Here is a 19,286-nt window from a genome sequence, read left to right on the forward strand (position 1 = left end):
AGATTATTTAATGTGCTTATGTGCTAATTAGGCTTAAAGCAGGAAGCAATTATTTAGGCAAACAAAGAGTAGCGCTTGTAGCTTATAACTTAATATTTACAACTCTAAACCTAACACTTCTCGTAAATAACGGCTGCACCTTGTCCTACCCCTACGCACATAGTAGCCAGTCCGTAGCGAACATTTGGGCGTCTTTGCATTTCGTGGATGAGCGTAGCCGAAATACGGGTGCCACTAGCGCCCAACGGATGACCAAGAGCAATAGCCCCGCCATTTACATTTACTTTCTCCGGGGCCAGGTTCAGGTCGTGCATACACGCTAGCGCCTGCGCCGCAAACGCCTCGTTCAATTCAATTAAATCTAAATTATTAACGGTTAAGCCGGCTTGCTTTAAAGCTTTCCGGGTAGCCGGTACCGGGCCTATACCCATAATATCCGGCGAAACCCCGGCCACTGCCGAAGAGACAATCCGGGCCAGCGGCTTTAAATTATAGCGGGTCAGCATATTTTCGCTCACCACCAAACAAGCTGCCGCGCCATCGTTTATGCCCGACGAATTACCGGCCGTAACCGTTCCCCCTTCGGGCAGAAAAGCCGGTTTAAGGGCAGCTAACTTTTCGGAACTGGTTAAACGGGGATGTTCATCAACAGAAAACACAATAGGTTCGCCGTCTTTCTGGGGTATTGTTACGGGTACCAGTTCTGAATTAAAAGCACCTTGCTTTGCAGCCTGCTGGTATTTTTGTTGCGAATTACAAGCAAATTCATCCTGTTGTTCGCGGGTAATCTGCCATTGGCGGGCTACATTCTCGGCGGTTTCACCCATTGAATAAGGGTGGTGCAGTTGCGCTAATTTCTTATTGATAAAGCGCCAGCCCATGGTCGTATCAAAAACCTGCGGGTCGCGGGAGAAAGAGGCTTCGGCTTTGGCCATTACAAAAGGCGCGCGGGTCATGCTTTCTACGCCACCGGCAATAAATACCTCCCCATCGCCGCTCCGGATAGCCCGACTGGCATCTATAATGGCTTGCAAGCCGGAAGCGCACAACCGGTTTACAGTTACGCCCGGCACTTCTACCGGTAAACCAGCCAGCAAAGACGCCATGCGGGCAACATTGCGGTTATCTTCGCCGGCCTGGTTGGCCGCACCTAATATTACATCGTCTATTAGTTCAGGTTCAACAGCGGGATTACGGGCCAGCAATTCCTTTATCACATGCGCCGCCAGGTCGTCAGGACGTACCGTACTCAGGGCTCCGCCTAACTTTCCGATAGGTGTCCGCACTAAATCCACAATATATGCTGCCTGCATGGTTTTACTTTCGGATAGGTTTACCTAATTTTGCAATTCATTTGCAAGTTAATTAACGATAATATGATCCAAAGAATTCAAAGCGTATTTCTACTAATATTGGTTATTGCCATGATAAGCCTGCTGTTTTTGCCTTTATGGGCGAAGACTAATCCGGATAACAACCAGGAAGTTGTTTTAACGGCTTTCTCTTTAAGTTCTCAGGCGGCTACTCCCACCGATGCCGTAAGCACCATGGGCGCTATTAATGAAAACACCATGGTTATAGGCGGTTTAGCAATTATTATTGCGTTGGTAGCGCTGTACGAAATATTCCAGTACAAAAACCGCTTTACCCAAATTAAATTAGGACTGCTCAATTCCTTATTATTGGCGGCCCTGCTGGGTACTATTTTTTATTATTCGTCGTACGTAGGCGATGCTTTGGTAAAAACCACTACTCCCGGTGACTACCAGGCTGGCTTCTATCTGCCCATTCTGGGGCTAATTGTGAACTCCCTGGCTAATCGGTTTATTAAACGCGATGAGGATTTGGTCCGTTCGGTAGACCGGTTGCGGTAAGATTATTATCTTATCCCTACCCCAAAAAGAATCTAAAATACAAACAGAAGCCCCGCCTAATAAGATGGGGCTTCTGTTTGTATGCCTATATCAATCTCAATTTTTACAATATTACCTGGCTAACTCGTTCATGTATCTCTCTAATTCCCGCGCGCTGGATTCAAAGGTAAATGCATCGTATACCACGTAAAAATTGCGGCGGTCGCACACGTTGTTGTAGGCGAACTTAGCTAAATCACTTTTCCGGTTATCAAAGCTAAACTGCTTCATTACCCGCTTTAAGTCCTCGGCGTAAATAGTGCTCTGGCCGATTACCTGCTTGGCCAACGACAGCTTATCATCATCGAAAGGGCGGCTAGCCAATGTATTAAAGAAACGCTCAAATTCTGCGCCGGCCAGTAAATCAGGGCAGGCATTATCGCGGTCGCGGTCGTTATCCCGGTCGGGGTAATCCGGACGGGGCCGAGGCGGTTCAGGAACCGGATATGGCGGCGGCACAATGCCCCCGTTAATGGGGTAACGACGAACCTGATTCAGAACTACCCGCGGCCGGCGACCAACTACCTGCACAACATATTCGGTTTCATAGCCAGGCTCCAGAAAAAGGCGGGCCCGGTGTACCAATGCGCCATAGCGGTCCGGGAAACGAATTTCCGCATCGTGATAGCCGGCCGGAATATCGTTTAACCGAAAACGGTTGGTAGGACGATGATTGATTAAGCGACCGTCGATGGCTACCAGAAAGGGCTCTCCGTGTTTGGAGGCAAAAGATACACTGGCACGACTGGCAAAGGCTTGTTGGGTCCAGAGGAGCATTCCGAAGAATAAGACCACTAAAGGTTTCATAGGGGTAAGTGTTAGGTGTAAAGGTTATATCATACTTACCCAAAGCCAATTATTATGCCAGATATTCTATATTTATGCTCCTATATTGTTTAGTTCAGACGAACGACAAGTTACAGCGACAAGCAGGTAAAATCGGTGTAAGAAAGAAGAAAAGTATATTCACTGGTGTGGAAGGCACTTACTTTTTTCATTCCGGAGATTAATCCTTCCGCCCTCCGGGCACCTTCCCTAAACTAGGGAAGGAGTTTCCAAAGAACCAAGGCTAATTAAACTCGCTAACTGAATAATTATAATAAAATACACATTGCCTGCTGCAGCTCATTATTAAAGATAAGCTGTAGCTACAGGGAGCTCCCCTCCTTGGATAAGGAGGGGCAGGGGTGTTTTGATTTAAATTGCTTAACAAACCACAATTAAAATAACCCATTAATATTCAAACTGGCCGTAGGGGCTTGTAATAGTTAAGCGGTTTGTTTCGGAAGCTTCTACGCGGCCTACTATTTGGGCATTAATATTAAAGCCGGCAGCAATATTTATTAAATCCTGGGCATACTGTTCCGGCAGGTATATTTCCAGGCGGTGGCCCATGTTGAACACTTTGTACATCTCCTGCCAACTGGTCTGGCTTTCTTCCTGAATAATGCGGAACAAAGGCGGGATGGGGAAAAGATTATCTTTAATAATATGTACCTGCTCGGTAAAATGCAGTACTTTGGTTTGAGCCCCACCACTGCAATGCACCAAGCCGTGAATATTGGCCCGGTGTTGCTGCAATATTGCACGGACAACCGGAGCATACGTGCGGGTAGGCGATAATACCAGTTTACCCATGGTAACCCCTACTTCGGGTACTACATCGGTGAGTTTGTATTGGCCGGAATAAACCAAATCAGCGGGGACGCCGGGGTCAAAACTTTCGGGGTATTGCTGGGCCAGGTATTTGGCAAATACATCGTGGCGGGCCGAGGTGAGGCCGTTGCTGCCCATGCCGCCATTATACTCGGTTTCGTAAGTAGCCTGTCCATCCGAAGCAAAACCTACAATTACATCGCCGGGTTGAATGGTGTGGTTCGAAATTACTTCGTCGCGGCGCATCCGGGCGGTAACCGTGCTATCCACAATAATGGTGCGGACCAAATCGCCTACATCAGCCGTTTCACCGCCAGTGCTGTAAATGCCCATGCCGTTATCCCGTAGCAGTTGCAATATTCCCTCGGTACCGTTAATAATAGCGGCAATTACTTCGCCGGGTACCAAATTTTTATTCCGGCCAATAGTAGACGAAAGCAAAATATTATCCACCGCGCCTACACACAGCAAATCGTCTACGTTCATGATAATGGCGTCCTGGGCAATCCCTTTCCAGACCGATAAATCGCCGGTTTCTTTCCAATACAAGTAAGCCAGCGCCGATTTGGTACCGGCACCGTCGGCGTGCATAATATTGCAGTAATCGGGATCGCCGGCTAATAAATCGGGAATAATTTTGCAGAATGCCTTCGGGAATAAGCCTTTATCGATATTTTTAATAGCAGCGTGTACGTCTTCTTTCGAGGCCGATACGCCCCGCCGGAGATAGCGATTTTCCATGATTTCGTTGTTCGTTGTTCGTTATTCGTTGGTCAATTTCGTTAATTTAAAATCTGCAACGCTCACGACAGTGCAAAAATAAGAAAGCCGCTTTAATAAGCGGCTTTCCGGCAGGAGTTTCCTCAAAGATAATCTTAAAACATTTTTTCGAATAACGAACAACGAAATTATTCCGCTATCCGGGTAACTTTAAACTCGGTACGGCGGTTGCGCTGGTGTTCTTCTTCGGTTTTAGCGTTTTTCACAATTAACCGGGTTTCGCCGTAGCCTTTAGCGGTTACCCGTTTGGGATCGATGCCTTTGGAAATAATATAGGCCACCGCCGATTTAGCCCGCCGGTCCGATAAATCTAAGTTATAGGCATCTTTGCCACGTACGTCAGTATGTGAGCTTAATTCAATCGTAATTTTCGGGTTATCTACCAGCGTTTGCACCAGTTTATCCAGTTCCAGGGCCGCATCCGGACGAATATCGGCTTTGTCTAAATCGTAGTAAATATTCTCGACCACAATCGGCTTGTTCTTCACAATCTTAGACAGGGTTAATGTAGCTGATAACCGAATATCAGTTAAAGGTTTGGTAAGCGAGGCCTGCGGCGGTGTTTTCCCCACCGTTGTTATGGCCTGACGGGCGGCAAAATAGCCGGGCCGCTGGGCAATAATAGAATAGGTGCTGGCTGTATCGAGGGCAAAACTTAAAACACCGGCTTCATTGGTCAATTCATCTTCCAGCCGTTTGCCTTGGGCATCCTGCAGCGTTACCCGGATGTTATTGATGGGCTTGGTACCGGCATTGCCTTCGAGTTGCTCCAGTACTTTTACATCCAGGAAGAAAGCCACCAATTTAGGCTGGTTCTTTTTGAAGAAGTAAATATCATCGCTGCCTTTGCCCCCTTCGCGCTCCGAAGAAAATAACCCGGATTCGGCGCTTAACGGGTAAATACCGAAATCGTCACCAGTGGAGTTAATCTCCGGCCCCAGGTTTACGACTTTATTCTCTACTACCTTAAAAATATCGAGCTTACCTAAACCAGGGTGACCATCCGAAGCAAAATAGAAAGTACCATCTTCGCCTACGGCCGGAAAGCTTTCGTTACCAGGTGTATTGATAGGTGCCCCCAGGTTTTCGGGTGCCGAGAAGTTACCGGCATTATCAAGGGTAGCTTTGTAGATATCGGTACCGCCCTGGCCGCCTTTTCGGTCGGAGGCGAAATAAAGGGTTTTGCCGTCGGGCGCTAAAAATGGCGTAGAATCCCAGGCATCGGTTTTGTTCAGCCGAATGAGGCGGGGCTCCGACCAGGCACCGGATCTAAACCTGGAAATAAACAAATCTACATTCTCTCTACCTTTTTTGGTGCCTTCGTTGCCGCGGGCAAATATTACGGTTTTGCCGTCGGGCGTAAAGGTGGCTACCGCATCGTGAATGCCAGATAAGTTCAGCAGGGCTTCGTATTTGCGCACCGAACCGGCACTCAGCATATCGTTGGGGTTGCTGGGTTTAAAGGCGTATAAATCGGTGAAACCCTGGCCGTTGCCTTTAAAGGTAGCACCACCACCACGCGACGAGGCAAAAATAACTTCGCCTTCGGCCATGGCTATCCCGAAATCTGCTGCCTCCGTATTTATTTGTTCCAGCGGCGTTATTTCAAAATAGTTTTTGGCTTTCAGCACCTGCGGCAATTCGGCCAGATTAGCGACTTCACGCTTAGCCCGTTCTACAGCAACTTTGTTAGCCCCTACCTGAATATATTTGCTTAGTTCGGTGCTGGCTTCGTTGTATTTGCCATTTGCTTGCAGGGCTAAGCCATAATTCAGAAAAACATCATCTTTTTTGTAGCCATTATCCAGGGCCGCTTTGTAAAAAGGCTCCGCCAGTTGAATGCGGTTAGACAAACGATACGCTTCGGCCAGTTTATAATTTAGTTCGGCGTTGGTTTCTTTTCCTTTTAACGCTTTCTGGTAAAGTGCAATAGCAGGCTGGTATTCTTCGCGGGCAAAAAGCTTATCGGCTTTGCCAGCTTTATCAACCACGGCGCAGGCCGCCAGCGACAGGAACAGAAAACTATAAAGGAGCGTGTATATTTTTTGCTTCATTAATTTTTCGGCAGCAGTTTATAAAACAGGGTAATAAAAAGGAATAAAAGCAATATTACAACGATTATCTCCTTTATATATTATTTTAAAAATAACGCGCCAACCAGGTTTCTTTAGCCGGTTTGGGCCAGTTATTAAATATATGGCCGGCGGTAGATACAGTATTATCAAAATACAAGCTTTCCGCTGCCAACTCGCCGGTGCTAATCTTTTCTTTAATGGCTTTTAGCGGTACTACTTCTACCCCGTTATCCTTTAAAAAGGCTAATTGGGTGCGGTCGAAGAATGAAACGTTTAACTGTTCTTCGAGTTGTTTTACAAACCGCACCGAAGCATCTATGGAGCAGCCGCTCGGCGAGTTTACGTCTTCGTTATTGGCCAGCACCAAAAAACGGTTATGGAATATTTGTGCTGAAGCCTGCAGCATCTCGCCGTGGCTGGTCCACTCGGTTGAAAACCGGGAAAGTAACGGATGAACGGCTTCTACTTCGGCATTGGTAAGGGTACGGCTGGCCTGGTAAATCCAAACGCGGGCATTTTCCGGCAATTGGTTAAATGGAATATACATTATTAATCTGTATTTGTTTGTTTATGATTACTTTTAGAGTCTATGTTTAAGTAAGGGTTGATATACTTAGCCGTTAGTCCATGGTAAATTATATTGATTATCAGACTTCTTACTCAAAAAAACGATGAGCAGGTTGTCAATATTTCGTTGCACTAACATTGTTGTGTATAACAAAAGCAGTTATAAAGTTTTAAGAAAACGAATAATTTTTAAATTATTTAAATTTAGGTTTGCCGGTACATTATAAAACGCTTCGAGCCCAAACAGCAATTCAGGCTTCCGGACCGGTTAACAAAACTTTACGCGGTGTTTAATATTTAACGTGCTTCTGTTTTTCAAGCAAAGCAAAGATAGGCAATTTGGCTATGCTCTTGGTATGGCTATTTCTGCAAAGGCCTTCGTGGTTGCTTCGATAATAGTTGGTACGCAAAATTTTCAGCCGCCAATAGCACCCTAACTGCAGCATTTACCCACTTTCCGCAAGTGCGGCAACTATTTATTATCAGGAAAGCTTACCGGGAAATTGTCTTTAATTTTAGCCGCGTTTAAAAGTGGCGTAGCCGAATAAAGTAGACCTTACTGGTTACCCGCGTTCCCGTTGGTTATCTATTTGGGCTGAATATCGTAAATACTTATTCTTTGTATTTTATCGTTATAGCAGCAAACCAAGAATTTAACTAATGAATCTGGAGCTTAAAAGTTGGGAATATTATTTAGAACTCATATCCGAAAAGCTAAAAAACTGGGATTATTTTTTAAATCTTATTTACCAAAATAAGCTGATTGTGGCAGCCTCCGTTTTATTGTTGCTACTGCTTTATTGGCTGGCCAAGAGGCATTACATAAAAACCATCCGGTACTTCCGTTCCGGCGATATTATTCAGATCTGGAAATTAACCGGTAAAACCCGATCGGGCATTTTATCCAGGTTCGATAAAAACAATATTTACTTTATCCCGAATAATGGCTACCACATTGTGCAACGGAAATGGTACTGGTTCTTTTTTATGGAAAATGTTTCGTTGGAGGAAAGAGAAAGATGAATTCCGGGGTAAGTGACTTAAGTTAACAAGCCCAAATAAAAACCAAATTGAATTACGGTTATAATAGTCTGTAGAAGCACAAAACCTCCCCGGTTTGCCGAAGAGGTTTTGTGCTTTGTGCTTCTCGCGTATTATTGAATGCTCTTTGCTTTTTAAGCCGTACGGGTATGCCACGGGCCTGTGATAGCTACCGTTAGGCCGGCCGCTTGTAAATTTACAAAGTAAGTTTCGCCGGTTGGTGAAAATACGCCGCCGGCAAATTCGCTGGCAGAACCTATATTTTGCGCCAGTTTGTAAAACTCACCTTTGGGGGTTATACCTACTACAAAAGGCGCCGCATTATCTTCACATAAAATTAAATCGCCCCAGGCCGATACCGTCATGTTATCGCAGGCGTTGGCAATAGTAGAATCGTGCGATTCTACAAAAAGCTCTAATTTACCGGGTTGTTTCGCCTCATCGGGTTTGCCTTCGTACATACTTGGCGTATACCTAAATACTTGTCCGTAGGATAATTTACCGCCGTTGGTACAGGCAAAATAGACCTCATTGTTGCCAAACCACATGCCTTCGCCACGCGCAAAACGGGCAGCGCCTTTATCGTAACCCTGCAACCGCAAGTCGTTCTCCGGCGACTCCACATTCTCAATATCTATCCAGGCTACATCAAAGGCCTGACCAATAGGCATGGGCGGAGTAGTTAATTTGGCCCAGTTGCGGGTATCCATACTTTTCTGCTCGCGTATTACCAGCGCCTGCAGTTTGCCGCCTTTTAATAATTTGCCGTTCTTTTTCGGAATAAACCGGTAAATTAAGCTGTCCGAGGTATCTTCGGTCATGTAAACAATGCCGGTCCGCGGGTCTACCGAAACGGCTTCGTGGTTCATGCGGCCCATTGCTTTTATCGGCACTGCCTTGGTAAGCTGCATTTTATCGCTGGCCGGCACTTCAAAATTATAACCGTGCTCTTTTTCACAAGCGTTTTCCGCATTGGGCTTTAACACCGATTCTTCGCAGGTTATCCAGGTATTCCAGGGGGTCAGGCCGCCGGCACAATTGCGGGTAGTACCTACTAAGCTCAAAAATTCTTTTTCTACTTCGCCGGTAGCCGGGTTGTAAACAACGGTAGTAGTGCCCCCTAACTGCGGATCGCCCTTACCAAAATCATAAACTTTATCTTTGTCTATTTTCGAAAGCATTTCGTTTTGCGCCCCAAAAGCGCCACTGCCCGGGGTGGCACTCAGCTCGTGGTTGCGAACCAGAATAACGCGTCCTTTCGGACCCTTAAATGCCGCCATCCCATCCGGCGCGCCCGGCACTAATAAGCCATCGCTCATCTGGTTACCCTTTTTAGAAATAATTTTGTAGGAGAAACCTTGGGGCAAACTAAGCAAGCCCTTCGGGTCGGGCACCAGCGGGCCGTAACCTATTTTGGCGGCAGGGCTTTCGGCAGCCAATAAAGGATTGCGAACAAAATGATGTAAGCCCATAAACCCCAGCGAGGCCATACCGGTTAATTTAAGAAAGTCGCGTCTGGAGGTGTTTTGGTTTCGGCTCATAACTGTTTAATATTTAATGTTTTCTAATTTTTCTAATTTATGAGGAATAATTATTTAATAAAAATTGAATGAAGAAAAATTCTCACTCAAAACAATGCCTTATGAAAAACTTATTTACAGATTTGCCTGCCTTTATCCCCGTTTTCAGTTGGGTAGAGTAGCAATTTTTAACAAGCCATTACTTAATTTCTTATTAAGTTTGAAGCTTTATTGATTTAAAAATCAAATTATTTTATCTATAAGTTACCGGGCTGAATAAAACATTAAATTATTTCTCTATGATATCCTGCCAGGAATAATATTGAAAGGTTTTATCATCTGACATGGCCACGAACAGGCCTTTAGGAAACTTCTCATTTAATGCAACAGAGGTAACTTCACTCCCATCACTACTTATGGTAGAAACATCAATTACTTTGACCAGGCGATGATCGTGCGGATTATTTTTTGTTCCTTCCCGGGTAAATATATGGAATTTATTTGCCTGCTGATCTGACACGATAATATAGCCGGTTTTATCTTTTTTGGTATAAATACTAACTCCTTCATGGTCTTCGGTAAAACCGGAGGTCGCAAATAAAGCCAGTTCTACGTTGGCACTATCCGGGTCGGCATAATATTTTCTTACGCCAATGGTTTCGTCAGAATAATAAACATAGCCCAGTTCAGCATCTACGGCTATCGACTCTATTTCTTTGTTGCCACTATACTTCCCAAATTCCCTCACTTTCCGGCCTTTGATATTACCAGATTTATCTTCTTCCAATAAATATTGCCACAGGTAAGTACCGTTTCGGGGACCATCTTTTCTGCCAACTATGGCGTAAATATTGCCATCAGACGGCCGTTTGTACAGGGAAATGCCCATTGGAGCCCTTTGTTTCTCCCCTGCAAATACATCAATACCCCCATTATCTATCGGCTGCATTTCCGGCAGGCGATAGATTCTGATTTTATTCGTCAGCCGCTCGGTTGTTACAGCAAAATCTATGAGTTGACCGCGCAATTTAAAGCCATAAGCAATATCTACATTATTGGGTCTTTTTAGTCCGGTTACTACTTTCTCCTTTATTATCTTTCCTTCCAGATCATAAACATATAATGCCCCCTCCTGATTCTTATCTGTACCAATAATTAAACTTTTGGCCGGGTCCTGCGGATTAATCCAGATGGCCGGATCATCGGTATCGTGGGCGGCAGGCTCCGTTACTACCAAGGGCGCGATTTTAGCAGCGTTGCTTATTTTTGGGTTAACCGATAAGGACTCCTGGTTTTTCTGGGGAGTCTGGTTACAAGCGCCAAGGATGAAAAAAAGTAACAATAAAGGGAGCAGGGTAGATTTCATGAATTAATAGAAGTTTCGGGAATTAAATAAGCTAAACAGCCCTCCTGATTTTTAGAAGGCTATTTAGCTAATATCATAAATTTAAAAGTTTGCTCAACAACTATATTCAATCTAAAACCCTGGGTTTTGCGGCATCTTCTCTGTTAAGTTAGCATCAATAACCGATTGCGGGATGGGGAACAGGGTGTCTCTTTCTTTTACATTTTGCCCGCCAAAAGTATTATACTTTCGCGTCCTTTCCAGCCACTTGCCGGTTCGTAATAAGGTGTAGCGGCGGTATTCCTCGTTAAATAATTCCCGCGAACGCTCGTCTAGGATAAAATCAATATTTATATCACTTGCTTTTACATCGCTGGCATTAGACCTTCTTCTGATAATATTTATGGTTTCGGCCGCCCCAGCGGCATTGCCGAGTTTAAACTGGGCCTCTGCTTTTAACAAATAAGTATCGGCCAGCCTTACCGCAATGTAATCGTCGTAATTAAAATCCGAGGCAACGTCATCCGGAATACTGCCTTCGTGTTTCCGGGAATAGGGCCAATCGTTTCGTTCCCAGGTGGCAGCGGTTAGGGGCCTGCTCCAGTTTAATTTCAGGGTATCGCCATAAGCATAACCTTTCGGTAACCGGTCGGCAGGGTGCGGGGCATTGGCCGCTGCATTATTAAGAATGAAATACTTTCTTAAGGCATGATTGCTGGCCCGGTCATCCTGGGGTTCATAAGACTCTATCCACCATTTGGTGGGTGCGGTATAGGCTTTGCCCCGGCCGCCTCTGGCGAAAGTAATCTGCAAAGGCTGCACCCCGCCAATGCTAATATCCATATACCTTTGCAGGTGCATAGCCCGGGGCCGGGGGTTGGTACCACCGCCAACTACCTGAAAACCGAATTGCCACACCCATAAGGCTTCGGTATTGCCTTGCTCCCGGTTTTTGTTACCTTCATAAAACATATCCATAAACGGAACGCCCGGTTTGCTTGCATTTACCCCGTATCGTTTGGTAATAAGTTTGTACTGTGGGGTATTAATTACTTTATCGGCATATTGCAAAGCTTTTTGCGGTTCCTCCATTACCAGGTACATCTCGGCCAGATAATGCTGAATAACGCCTTTGCTCATTCGCCCCGCAATGGGCTGCACCGGAATATATTGCTCGGCAAACAAAAGATCTTCTACAATTTGCGCCCTTACTTCTTTAACCGGGGTCCGGGCCCAATTTGTTTTAATAGAGTTGCCCGACGATTCTGTTAACGACAAAGGCACATCGCCCCAGAGATAAGTAAGGTGGCGGTATGCCCAGGCTCTTATGGCCCTGGCTTCTGCTATTACAAAATTCTTGTTAGCTGTTTCATCTCCCGCTCCTCCTTTCCAGTTTACCGTTTCTCCTTCGGCCCGATCGATGATGGTATTGGTAGCATTTACAATGCCGTAGAGCCAAGAAAACACATCCCGGAGTGTAGAATTTTCCGAATTATTAACGTCGCCCCATTTAGAAGCCAGGTTACCAAAGCCGGAAATATAATTGGGGCTCATGTTATCGGTGCCATTTACAAATACCTGGAAAGGCATACTGGCATCGCGGATTTCGTTTCGGATTTCGGAATAAGCACCATTAATGCCGGTTTGAAACCCGGCATAATCTGTATAGAGTTTATCGGAGGTAATTAAATGTGGCGGGTCTTCATTTAAAGGGTCATTTAAGTCACAACCTGAAAACAGGGTTAAGGTTAAGGATATAGCTGCTATTTTATATAATTTCATGGTAGTACTTTTTAGATGTAAAAGAATTATTCAAGAAGCCGCAATCATAGCCCTACTTGCAAGCCGAAAACATATTCACGTTGCAAAGGAATAGACCGTTGGTTGTCCAACTCCGGATCCATACCCCGCCAATCGGTTAGCATAAGTAAGTTTCGCCCGGTAGCATAAACCCGGAACCGGTTGCCGCCTACTTTCTGGATTAAATTTTTTGGCAGGTCATAAGCAAGCGTAATGTCTTTTAAGCGGACAAAGCTGGCATTTTCATAAATATTGGTAGTAACACCGGCCATCCGGTTGGCATCTACGTGGTTCATATACCACTCATTGCTCGGGTTATCCGGAGTCCACCAGTTTTTTACAATGGTGCTCTGCCGAACGCCGGAAGTTACAACCTGATCATCCATTAAGATATTCTGTTTGGTTACGCCATGTACTCCGTGGATAAAAGCCGTTAAGCTAAAGTTGCCGTAAGAAAAGGTGTTGGTTAAGCCCCAGTTTAATTTAGGATCCTGCTGACCGATTATTTGCCGGTCGTCGGGCGTAATCTTACCATCGCCGTTTAAATCTTTAATTTTTATATAGCCGGGTTTTGTCTTCCATTCTGCCGCTTTAGCGGCTTCGTCTAACTGCCACACGCCATCAAATACATAATCATAGTTAACCCGGATGGGCTGTCCGATAAACCATTTGTTGTTAATATCGTCCAGCCCGTTGCCATATAAATCCACTATCTTATTATGCACGTAGCCAATATTCCCGAAGGTGGACCAGGTAAATTTCTTGGTGGATATATTTCTGGTATTAAGAGAAAATTCTACCCCCTGGTTTTCAGTTTCTCCGATATTTTGTAAAATAGAAGTAATACCATGCACCGAAGAAATAGACCGGTGCAGCAGCAGATCATAAGTATTTGTGTGAAAGGCATTAATAACACCCGATACCCGGTTACCCCAAATGCCAAAATCTAAACCAATATTGGTGGAACGGGAGCTTTCCCAGCCAAGCGCTTCCTGCCCCAGGGTGCTCGGAAAATAGCCCGGCATGGTGGTGTTGCCCGACAGGTAGTTCTCTTCTGCTAAACGGGCCATTGATTGATAAGAACCCACTGCCTGGTTACCATTTAAACCGTAAGAGCCGCGCAGTTTCAGTTCATTAAATAATTCTTTCCAGGGGAAAAATGCTTCGTTACTGATATTCCAGCCTAAGGCTACGGAGGGAAATATTCCCCATTTAGAGTCGGCGCCAAATCCGGAGAAGCCATCGCGGCGGCCGGTTAAGGTTAAGAGATAACGACTGTTATAAGCATAGTTTAACCGCAGCATCTGCGATACCAGCCGGGAATCGGTATAATCAAAAGATGGCTTCACCAAATCGGCCTGTCCGCCGGCAAACCAACCTAATAAATCGTTCGGGAAGCCGCCCATTTCGGTGCTCTCCGAGTTATATGAATCTTTTTGAATACTATAAACCGCCGTGGCAAAGAGCGAATGTAGGCCTAACGTTTTATTATATGAGAGAATATTTTCTAGGACTGTATTATTAACATTATCCTTGCGTAAACTGGCACTGCCCTGGGCAACCAATCCATCTAAGGTATTTCGGCCGCGGTAAGTATTGGCTTCCGTTATTCTATCCATTAATCCATAATTAAACCGGAAGGTTAGCCCTGGAACAAACCGCTCGAAATCGACAATGGCGAAATTATTAGTTACTACCTGCCGTGATTTATCTTTATTGTCGAATAAGGTGGCCTGCAAGGGATTGCCGCGGGCCGGATCATCTTTAACCGGAATAATGGCCAAGGTGCCGTCCGGATTGTAAGGCACGGCCAGCGGATTGGCCAGAAAAATATCGTTCATATTGGGCGCAACGCCGCTTTGGTCAGAAAAGGTTAACTGGGTGCGGGTGCCGATAGTAAGCCAATTGGCTATTTTGGTATCAATATTAAACCGGCTGGTTCCTCGGAAATAATCATCGTTAACCACAATACCCTTAACATTCATTACCCCGCCCGAAATATAATAGGAGGTTTTGCCAAAGCCTCCGGACACTGCCAAGTTGTGTTGGTTGCTAATACCGGCTCGTATCGAATGGTCCATCCAGTTTACCCATTCACCGGCATCGTAAACGGCCTGTTCCGATGCCGTTACCCCGGCGGTTAGACGGTCTTTTTTAAACTTATAAAACCCTGGCCCGTCTAAGTATTCCGGCAGGTTGGCCAATTTCTGAATCGAAACAAACCCATCGTACGAAATTTTAGGAGAACCATCTTTACCTAGCTTGGTGGTAACCAAAATAACGCCATTCGCACCTCGCGACCCGTAAATAGCCGCCGAGGAAGCATCTTTTAGAACTTCGATGGATTCAACATCATTCGGATTAATGTCGGATAAATTTCCGCCGTACGGCACCCCATCAACCACTACTAGCGGCGAATTATTAGCCCCAATGGAGTTACGCCCCCTTACCATAATTTCCTGGTTGGGAACCGCACCGGCAGAGGTATTCTGCACCATTACGCCTGGTATAGCCCCTTGTATGGCCTGCGCAATATTTATATTAGGCACCATTTCCAGCCTTTCTTTCGGCAGAGAAGCAACCGACCCAGTTATGTCGCTTTTCTTCTGGCTCCCATACCCTACTACTACCACTTCTTCCAGAGCCTTGGCATCTGCCGCCATGGTAATATTAAGTGTGGCAGCGTTACCCACTATTACTTCTTTGGCCAGAAAACCAATGTAAGAGTAAACCAATGTTCCACCATTGTCCGGCACTTCTATCGAATAATTACCCGCTACATCGGTACTGGTGCCCGTAGTGGTACCTTTTAAAACAACGGTTACCCCAATTAGCGGCTCACCTGTTTCGGCGGTAACTTTACCGGTTATAGGTCTGGCCGCTAAATTATCAGTTACTTTTAAATCTGTTTGGTGCAACGGAACGGCCGCCTTTGGTTTATCCAGGGCTTTACCGGCCGGTACATGGCGGTTAATAAAATAAGAACCATCTTTTGCTTTTTTAAACCCAAGCCCCAAAGGTTTCAGAACTGCTTTTAAATTTGCTTCCAGGGAGCTTTTAAGATTGACAACATCAGGCGAGGTGGAATAACCGGCTACCATCTGGTCAGAAAATAAAATATCTACCTTGTAATGCACTCTTAAATCATATAATACATCTTTCACCTTTCTGGTAGCAGAGTTATTTTGGGTAGTAACCGGATTATTTTGTTTTTTCTGCCCCATGGCCAGGGTTTGAGCCTGGCACAATGGCTGGCAAGCGAGCATAATAATTATGGGTAAGCTGCAGGCATTTAATTGGCGTATTCTTTTCTTCATGGTGCGGTAATAATTAAGGATAAGGATGTTGGAATTGGAATAATAAGGGCAAAGGATTTCCAGGCTATAAAAATATAGCTGCTACGAAGGGCTTAAAAATTATAAGATTGAGGAAGAAAAGATTCAGGCAGGTTTTTAATTATTCTAACGTCAACCCTTTTCAACCTGCTTCTAACACGGTACTATTTTTTTCATTTGGCGCTTAATTATGTGGTGGATATAGGTTATTTGTTAAACAGAATAACATGATTGTTTTGCCGGTTTACATTAATTTCCAGCACTTCCGAAATTCCCTCCAGAAACTCATCGGCATTTTCGGCTTTAAAGGAGCCCGACAAGGTTTGGGCAGCTAAATTGGGGCCCGACAGTTCCACTTCCAAGCCATAATTTTCGCGCAAAATATTTTTAATTTCTTCCAGCGAGGTGTTTTCAAAAACAAACCGGTTTTGCTGCCAGGCGGCATAATTTTCCGGCTGTACCACTTTTTCTATCTGTGGTTTTGCTGTTTTTTTATCCAGTGTAGCCAAATCCCCTGGGGCCATGGTTAGCAGCTTACGGCTTTCCGAACCATAATACAACTTTACTTTTCCTTTTAATAAAACTACTTTGGTTTCCCGGGGCCGGGCAAAAACATTAAACTCCGTTCCCAGTACTTCTACTTTAAAAGCAGAATCTGTTTGCACTACAAAACGCTTGTGTTCAGGGGTATGTACTACTGAAAAATGCGCTTCGCCTTTTAAAAATACCTGTCGGCTATTCCGGCCAAACCCAAAGCGCGGTACTTGCAACGAAGAGTTAGTATTTAGTATTACTTTACTGCCATCCGGCAGATTTATAGCTTGTGTTTGTCCGTAGCCAGTGGCGTAAGTTTTTAATAAAATAACATTCCTTGAAAAATAGCCGCTTATCCCCATTATTAGAATAATAGCAGCGGCGGCAACCCATCTTTGCCAGGTTACCCTGGTAATAAATTGCGGTTCTGCCAATCCGGAAGGTTTGGAGGAAGCCGGTTCTGTATTTATAAGTTTATCATTAAAGTCGGCTATGGCTTTGTTTATATCAACCTGGTACTGCAAATTATTTTTTTCCCAATTAAACAAGCAGGCATAAAAAAATTCTTCGTTTTCCGGTTCTTCTGCCCATTTCTGAATTAGCTGCTTTTGCAAGGGCGTAACCCGGCCCGCAAAATAAGAAAACAATAATTCTTCGGTAATGGGAGTATGTAACGACATTCCTGAAAGTACCCTTGTATGGTTTGATATAGGTTAGACAAGTAACCAACAAAAAACCCTTACGCTAAGAATTATTTTTTTAAATAATTTTTCTTAAAGGTTTTATAAGCGCAAAAAAGAAAATTGTCCTCATCATTCACGCTTGGTTTAGCTTACTGGCATTAAGAATCCACTGAATCAAACAGGCTATTATATTTAGCCCGAATATTTAGTTTAACTGCCTGCATATTCGGTTCGCCTAAAACCATGAAATAGGTAATATTGGTTAAAAGCCTAAACATGAAGCAATTTAACCACCATAACCACAGTAGAAATTAATGCTAAACTACCATTGGGTGGCGCTCCCTAATTTAATATGGGCTTTAATGAAATCTGCGAAAACTAAGCTAAAAAAGCTGGTTTAAATAAGCAGGACGAGTAAAGAGAGAGGTATAATGCAGATGATTAAGCTAAACAGACAAGTAAGGTAAGCAGCAGCCACTTTTGGCGTAATATCTCTTTTAAAAAAAGGCTCGCCTTTCTGATTTGAGCTTCGACAGTTCGGGGTGAAAGCTGTAGCTCTGTCGCAATTTCAGCGTATTTCTTGTTTTCGAAGCGGTGCATTAAATAAATTTTACGGCACTGAGACGGCAAAGAATCAATGGCAGCCTCTACATCCTGGTACAATTCTTCGTACTGAACAATAGCATCCGGCTGCTGACACACCAAATCCGAAATATCCGCACAGGCTTCTAATTCAACCGAACGGTTAGCTTCCCAACGCAAATAATTATAAGCACTATTTCTAACGGCTTTATATAGGTAAGCCCGGTAAGAAGAAGTAATTTGTTTATACGTTTCTTTTTTATAAAACTGGTAAAATATTTCTGAAACGATATCTTCGGCAATTGCTTTGGCGTAAAGAAACCGCACGGCATGACTGCATAAGGATTGATAATAATGGTGGAAAAGCAATTCGCACCCTTGCCGCGGGTCTACTTCAAAAGCTTGCCTGATAAAAGCTTCATTATCAGTAACTATTGCCTCCTGTTTAACTAACAAAGCTTTCGGATCTTCCTGCTCTAAAACGGTTTCCAATTCCAGCTTCATTATTTACCTAGATTAATGGTGTAGTTATTATATTATAAAATATTTCAAATTTTATGCTGGAGCGTTACAGATTGTAGATGCAGGAAATGCTTAAATAATTAAGAGAAAATTATTAACTCCTGAATAGCTGTTTGGCTTGTCTGGATAATTTTTTCAGATCTAAGACTTATGTAAATTTTATGTTTCTAAATATAAAAAATTAATTTTAAAGTGCAAGTCACAGATAATGCTAAATAATATTTTCGCAGACTAGTCAAATAAGATAAAGAAGATAAAAAGGGGTAGAAATCAGGGAAGGGGAATAGCAATGAAGGAGTTCCAGAGGTGTACGATGCATTTTTGTTCAGTACATTGGTTAATTAACGTTACAGCTACATAACCGAAGCCATAACCTTATGCTGCCAGACGAATTGCATTGTCACGAAGCCGAACGAGAGAGGCGTAAGCGGGTTAGGCTGCAACAGTTTCCGGACGGAAGACATCGTAACCAATAATGTAGCACCAGGGTCTGTTCAACCTGTTAAAGAATATTGCTGCCTAAGGTGGTGGATGGAGCAGTTTCCTAGAAAAAGAAAGCTGCTAACCGACAACGCTCGGCTGAACCAGGCTCAAGAGCCTGAGATACGGAGAAACAATTTATCAGCTAAAAAAGACTCGTCCTATATCTTTGCCAGCAATTAACAAATCTCAGATGTCTTTTTTCGACTTTGCGAAAGTATCAACAAAAAAAACCCGTAACAAGCTTCGATTTAGCTTGCTACGGGCTATGCTGGTGGTGATGATTGGAATCGAACCAACGACACAAGGATTTTCAGTCCTTTGCTCTACCGACTGAGCTACATCACCAGCACCTTTTGATTAAAAAGTATGCAAAAGTATGTATTCTGATTTGACTACGCAATAGATTGGCAAAATAATTTTTACTAAAAGATATAGTTTACTTTTGTTATC

General features: G+C 44.1%; 13 protein-coding genes and 1 tRNA gene. 2 read left to right on the forward strand and 12 right to left on the reverse strand.

The annotated features are described in order from the left end of the window. Positions 1-110: 110 nt before the first annotated feature. On the reverse strand, positions 111-1,313 hold the full coding sequence (locus AAE02nite_RS05410; protein WP_146895693.1) for an acetyl-CoA C-acyltransferase: 1,203 nt from the start codon (positions 1,311-1,313) through the stop codon (positions 111-113). 63 nt (positions 1,314-1,376) lie between these two features. Here AAE02nite_RS05410 and AAE02nite_RS05415 point away from each other — a divergent pair, with 63 nt between their 5' ends. After that, positions 1,377-1,874 carry a DUF4293 domain-containing protein gene (locus AAE02nite_RS05415; protein WP_146895695.1) on the forward strand — a complete coding sequence of 166 codons (498 nt, stop codon included), beginning with the start codon at positions 1,377-1,379 and terminating at the stop codon, positions 1,872-1,874. A 111-nt stretch (positions 1,875-1,985) separates the two neighbouring features. Here AAE02nite_RS05415 and AAE02nite_RS05420 read toward each other — a convergent pair whose 3' ends face one another. The 4 genes from AAE02nite_RS05420 to AAE02nite_RS05435 form a co-directional block, all read right to left on the reverse strand. Continuing rightward, positions 1,986-2,720 (reverse strand): proline and serine-rich protein 1 family protein, encoded by a 735-nt coding sequence (locus AAE02nite_RS05420; protein WP_146895697.1) that lies wholly within the window; start codon positions 2,718-2,720, stop codon positions 1,986-1,988. A gap of 426 nt (positions 2,721-3,146) precedes the next feature. Beyond that, on the reverse strand, positions 3,147-4,310 hold the full coding sequence (locus AAE02nite_RS05425) for an AIR synthase related protein (protein ID WP_146895699.1): 1,164 nt from the start codon (positions 4,308-4,310) through the stop codon (positions 3,147-3,149). 167 nt (positions 4,311-4,477) lie between these two features. After that, the gene (locus AAE02nite_RS05430; protein WP_146895701.1) at positions 4,478-6,403 is read right to left on the reverse strand and encodes a CHU_0125 family OmpA-like outer membrane integrity protein; all 1,926 of its coding nucleotides are present in this window, start codon (positions 6,401-6,403) and stop codon (positions 4,478-4,480) included. Positions 6,404-6,488: 85 nt separating this feature from the next. Continuing rightward, on the reverse strand, positions 6,489-6,971 hold the full coding sequence (locus AAE02nite_RS05435; protein ID WP_146895703.1) for a hypothetical protein: 483 nt from the start codon (positions 6,969-6,971) through the stop codon (positions 6,489-6,491). Positions 6,972-7,651: 680 nt separating this feature from the next. On the opposite strand from AAE02nite_RS05435, the gene AAE02nite_RS05440 reads away from it, so the two are divergent. Continuing rightward, entirely contained in the window at positions 7,652-8,014 is a 363-nt protein-coding gene (locus tag AAE02nite_RS05440) for a hypothetical protein (RefSeq protein ID WP_146895705.1), read from the forward strand. Positions 8,015-8,166: 152 nt separating this feature from the next. Here the strand turns inward: AAE02nite_RS05440 and AAE02nite_RS05445 are convergent, their stop codons facing one another. The 7 genes from AAE02nite_RS05445 to AAE02nite_RS05475 form a co-directional block, all read right to left on the reverse strand. Then, on the reverse strand, positions 8,167-9,573 hold the full coding sequence (locus AAE02nite_RS05445; protein ID WP_146895707.1) for an alkaline phosphatase PhoX: 1,407 nt from the start codon (positions 9,571-9,573) through the stop codon (positions 8,167-8,169). A 268-nt stretch (positions 9,574-9,841) separates the two neighbouring features. Then, positions 9,842-10,918 (reverse strand): phytase, encoded by a 1,077-nt coding sequence (locus tag AAE02nite_RS05450; protein ID WP_146895709.1) that lies wholly within the window; start codon positions 10,916-10,918, stop codon positions 9,842-9,844. Positions 10,919-11,029: 111 nt separating this feature from the next. Continuing rightward, a complete protein-coding gene (locus AAE02nite_RS05455; protein WP_146895712.1) occupies positions 11,030-12,679 on the reverse strand; it encodes a RagB/SusD family nutrient uptake outer membrane protein in 1,650 nt (549 codons plus the stop codon). Positions 12,680-12,723: 44 nt separating this feature from the next. Beyond that, the gene (locus AAE02nite_RS05460; protein WP_146895714.1) at positions 12,724-16,014 is read right to left on the reverse strand and encodes a SusC/RagA family TonB-linked outer membrane protein; all 3,291 of its coding nucleotides are present in this window, start codon (positions 16,012-16,014) and stop codon (positions 12,724-12,726) included. Between the two features lie 224 nt (positions 16,015-16,238). Next, positions 16,239-17,246, reverse strand: a complete 1,008-nt coding sequence (locus AAE02nite_RS05465; RefSeq protein WP_146895716.1) for a FecR family protein — start codon at positions 17,244-17,246, stop codon at positions 16,239-16,241. 444 nt (positions 17,247-17,690) lie between these two features. Next, positions 17,691-18,335, reverse strand: a complete 645-nt coding sequence (locus tag AAE02nite_RS05470) for an RNA polymerase sigma-70 factor (protein ID WP_146895718.1) — start codon at positions 18,333-18,335, stop codon at positions 17,691-17,693. Between the two features lie 770 nt (positions 18,336-19,105). Continuing rightward, positions 19,106-19,181: transfer RNA gene (locus tag AAE02nite_RS05475), tRNA-Phe, on the reverse strand. Between the last annotated feature and the right edge of the window lie 105 nt (positions 19,182-19,286).

It is taken from the genome of Adhaeribacter aerolatus (assembly GCF_007991635.1).
Classification (GTDB): Bacteria; Bacteroidota; Bacteroidia; order Cytophagales; family Hymenobacteraceae; genus Adhaeribacter; species Adhaeribacter aerolatus.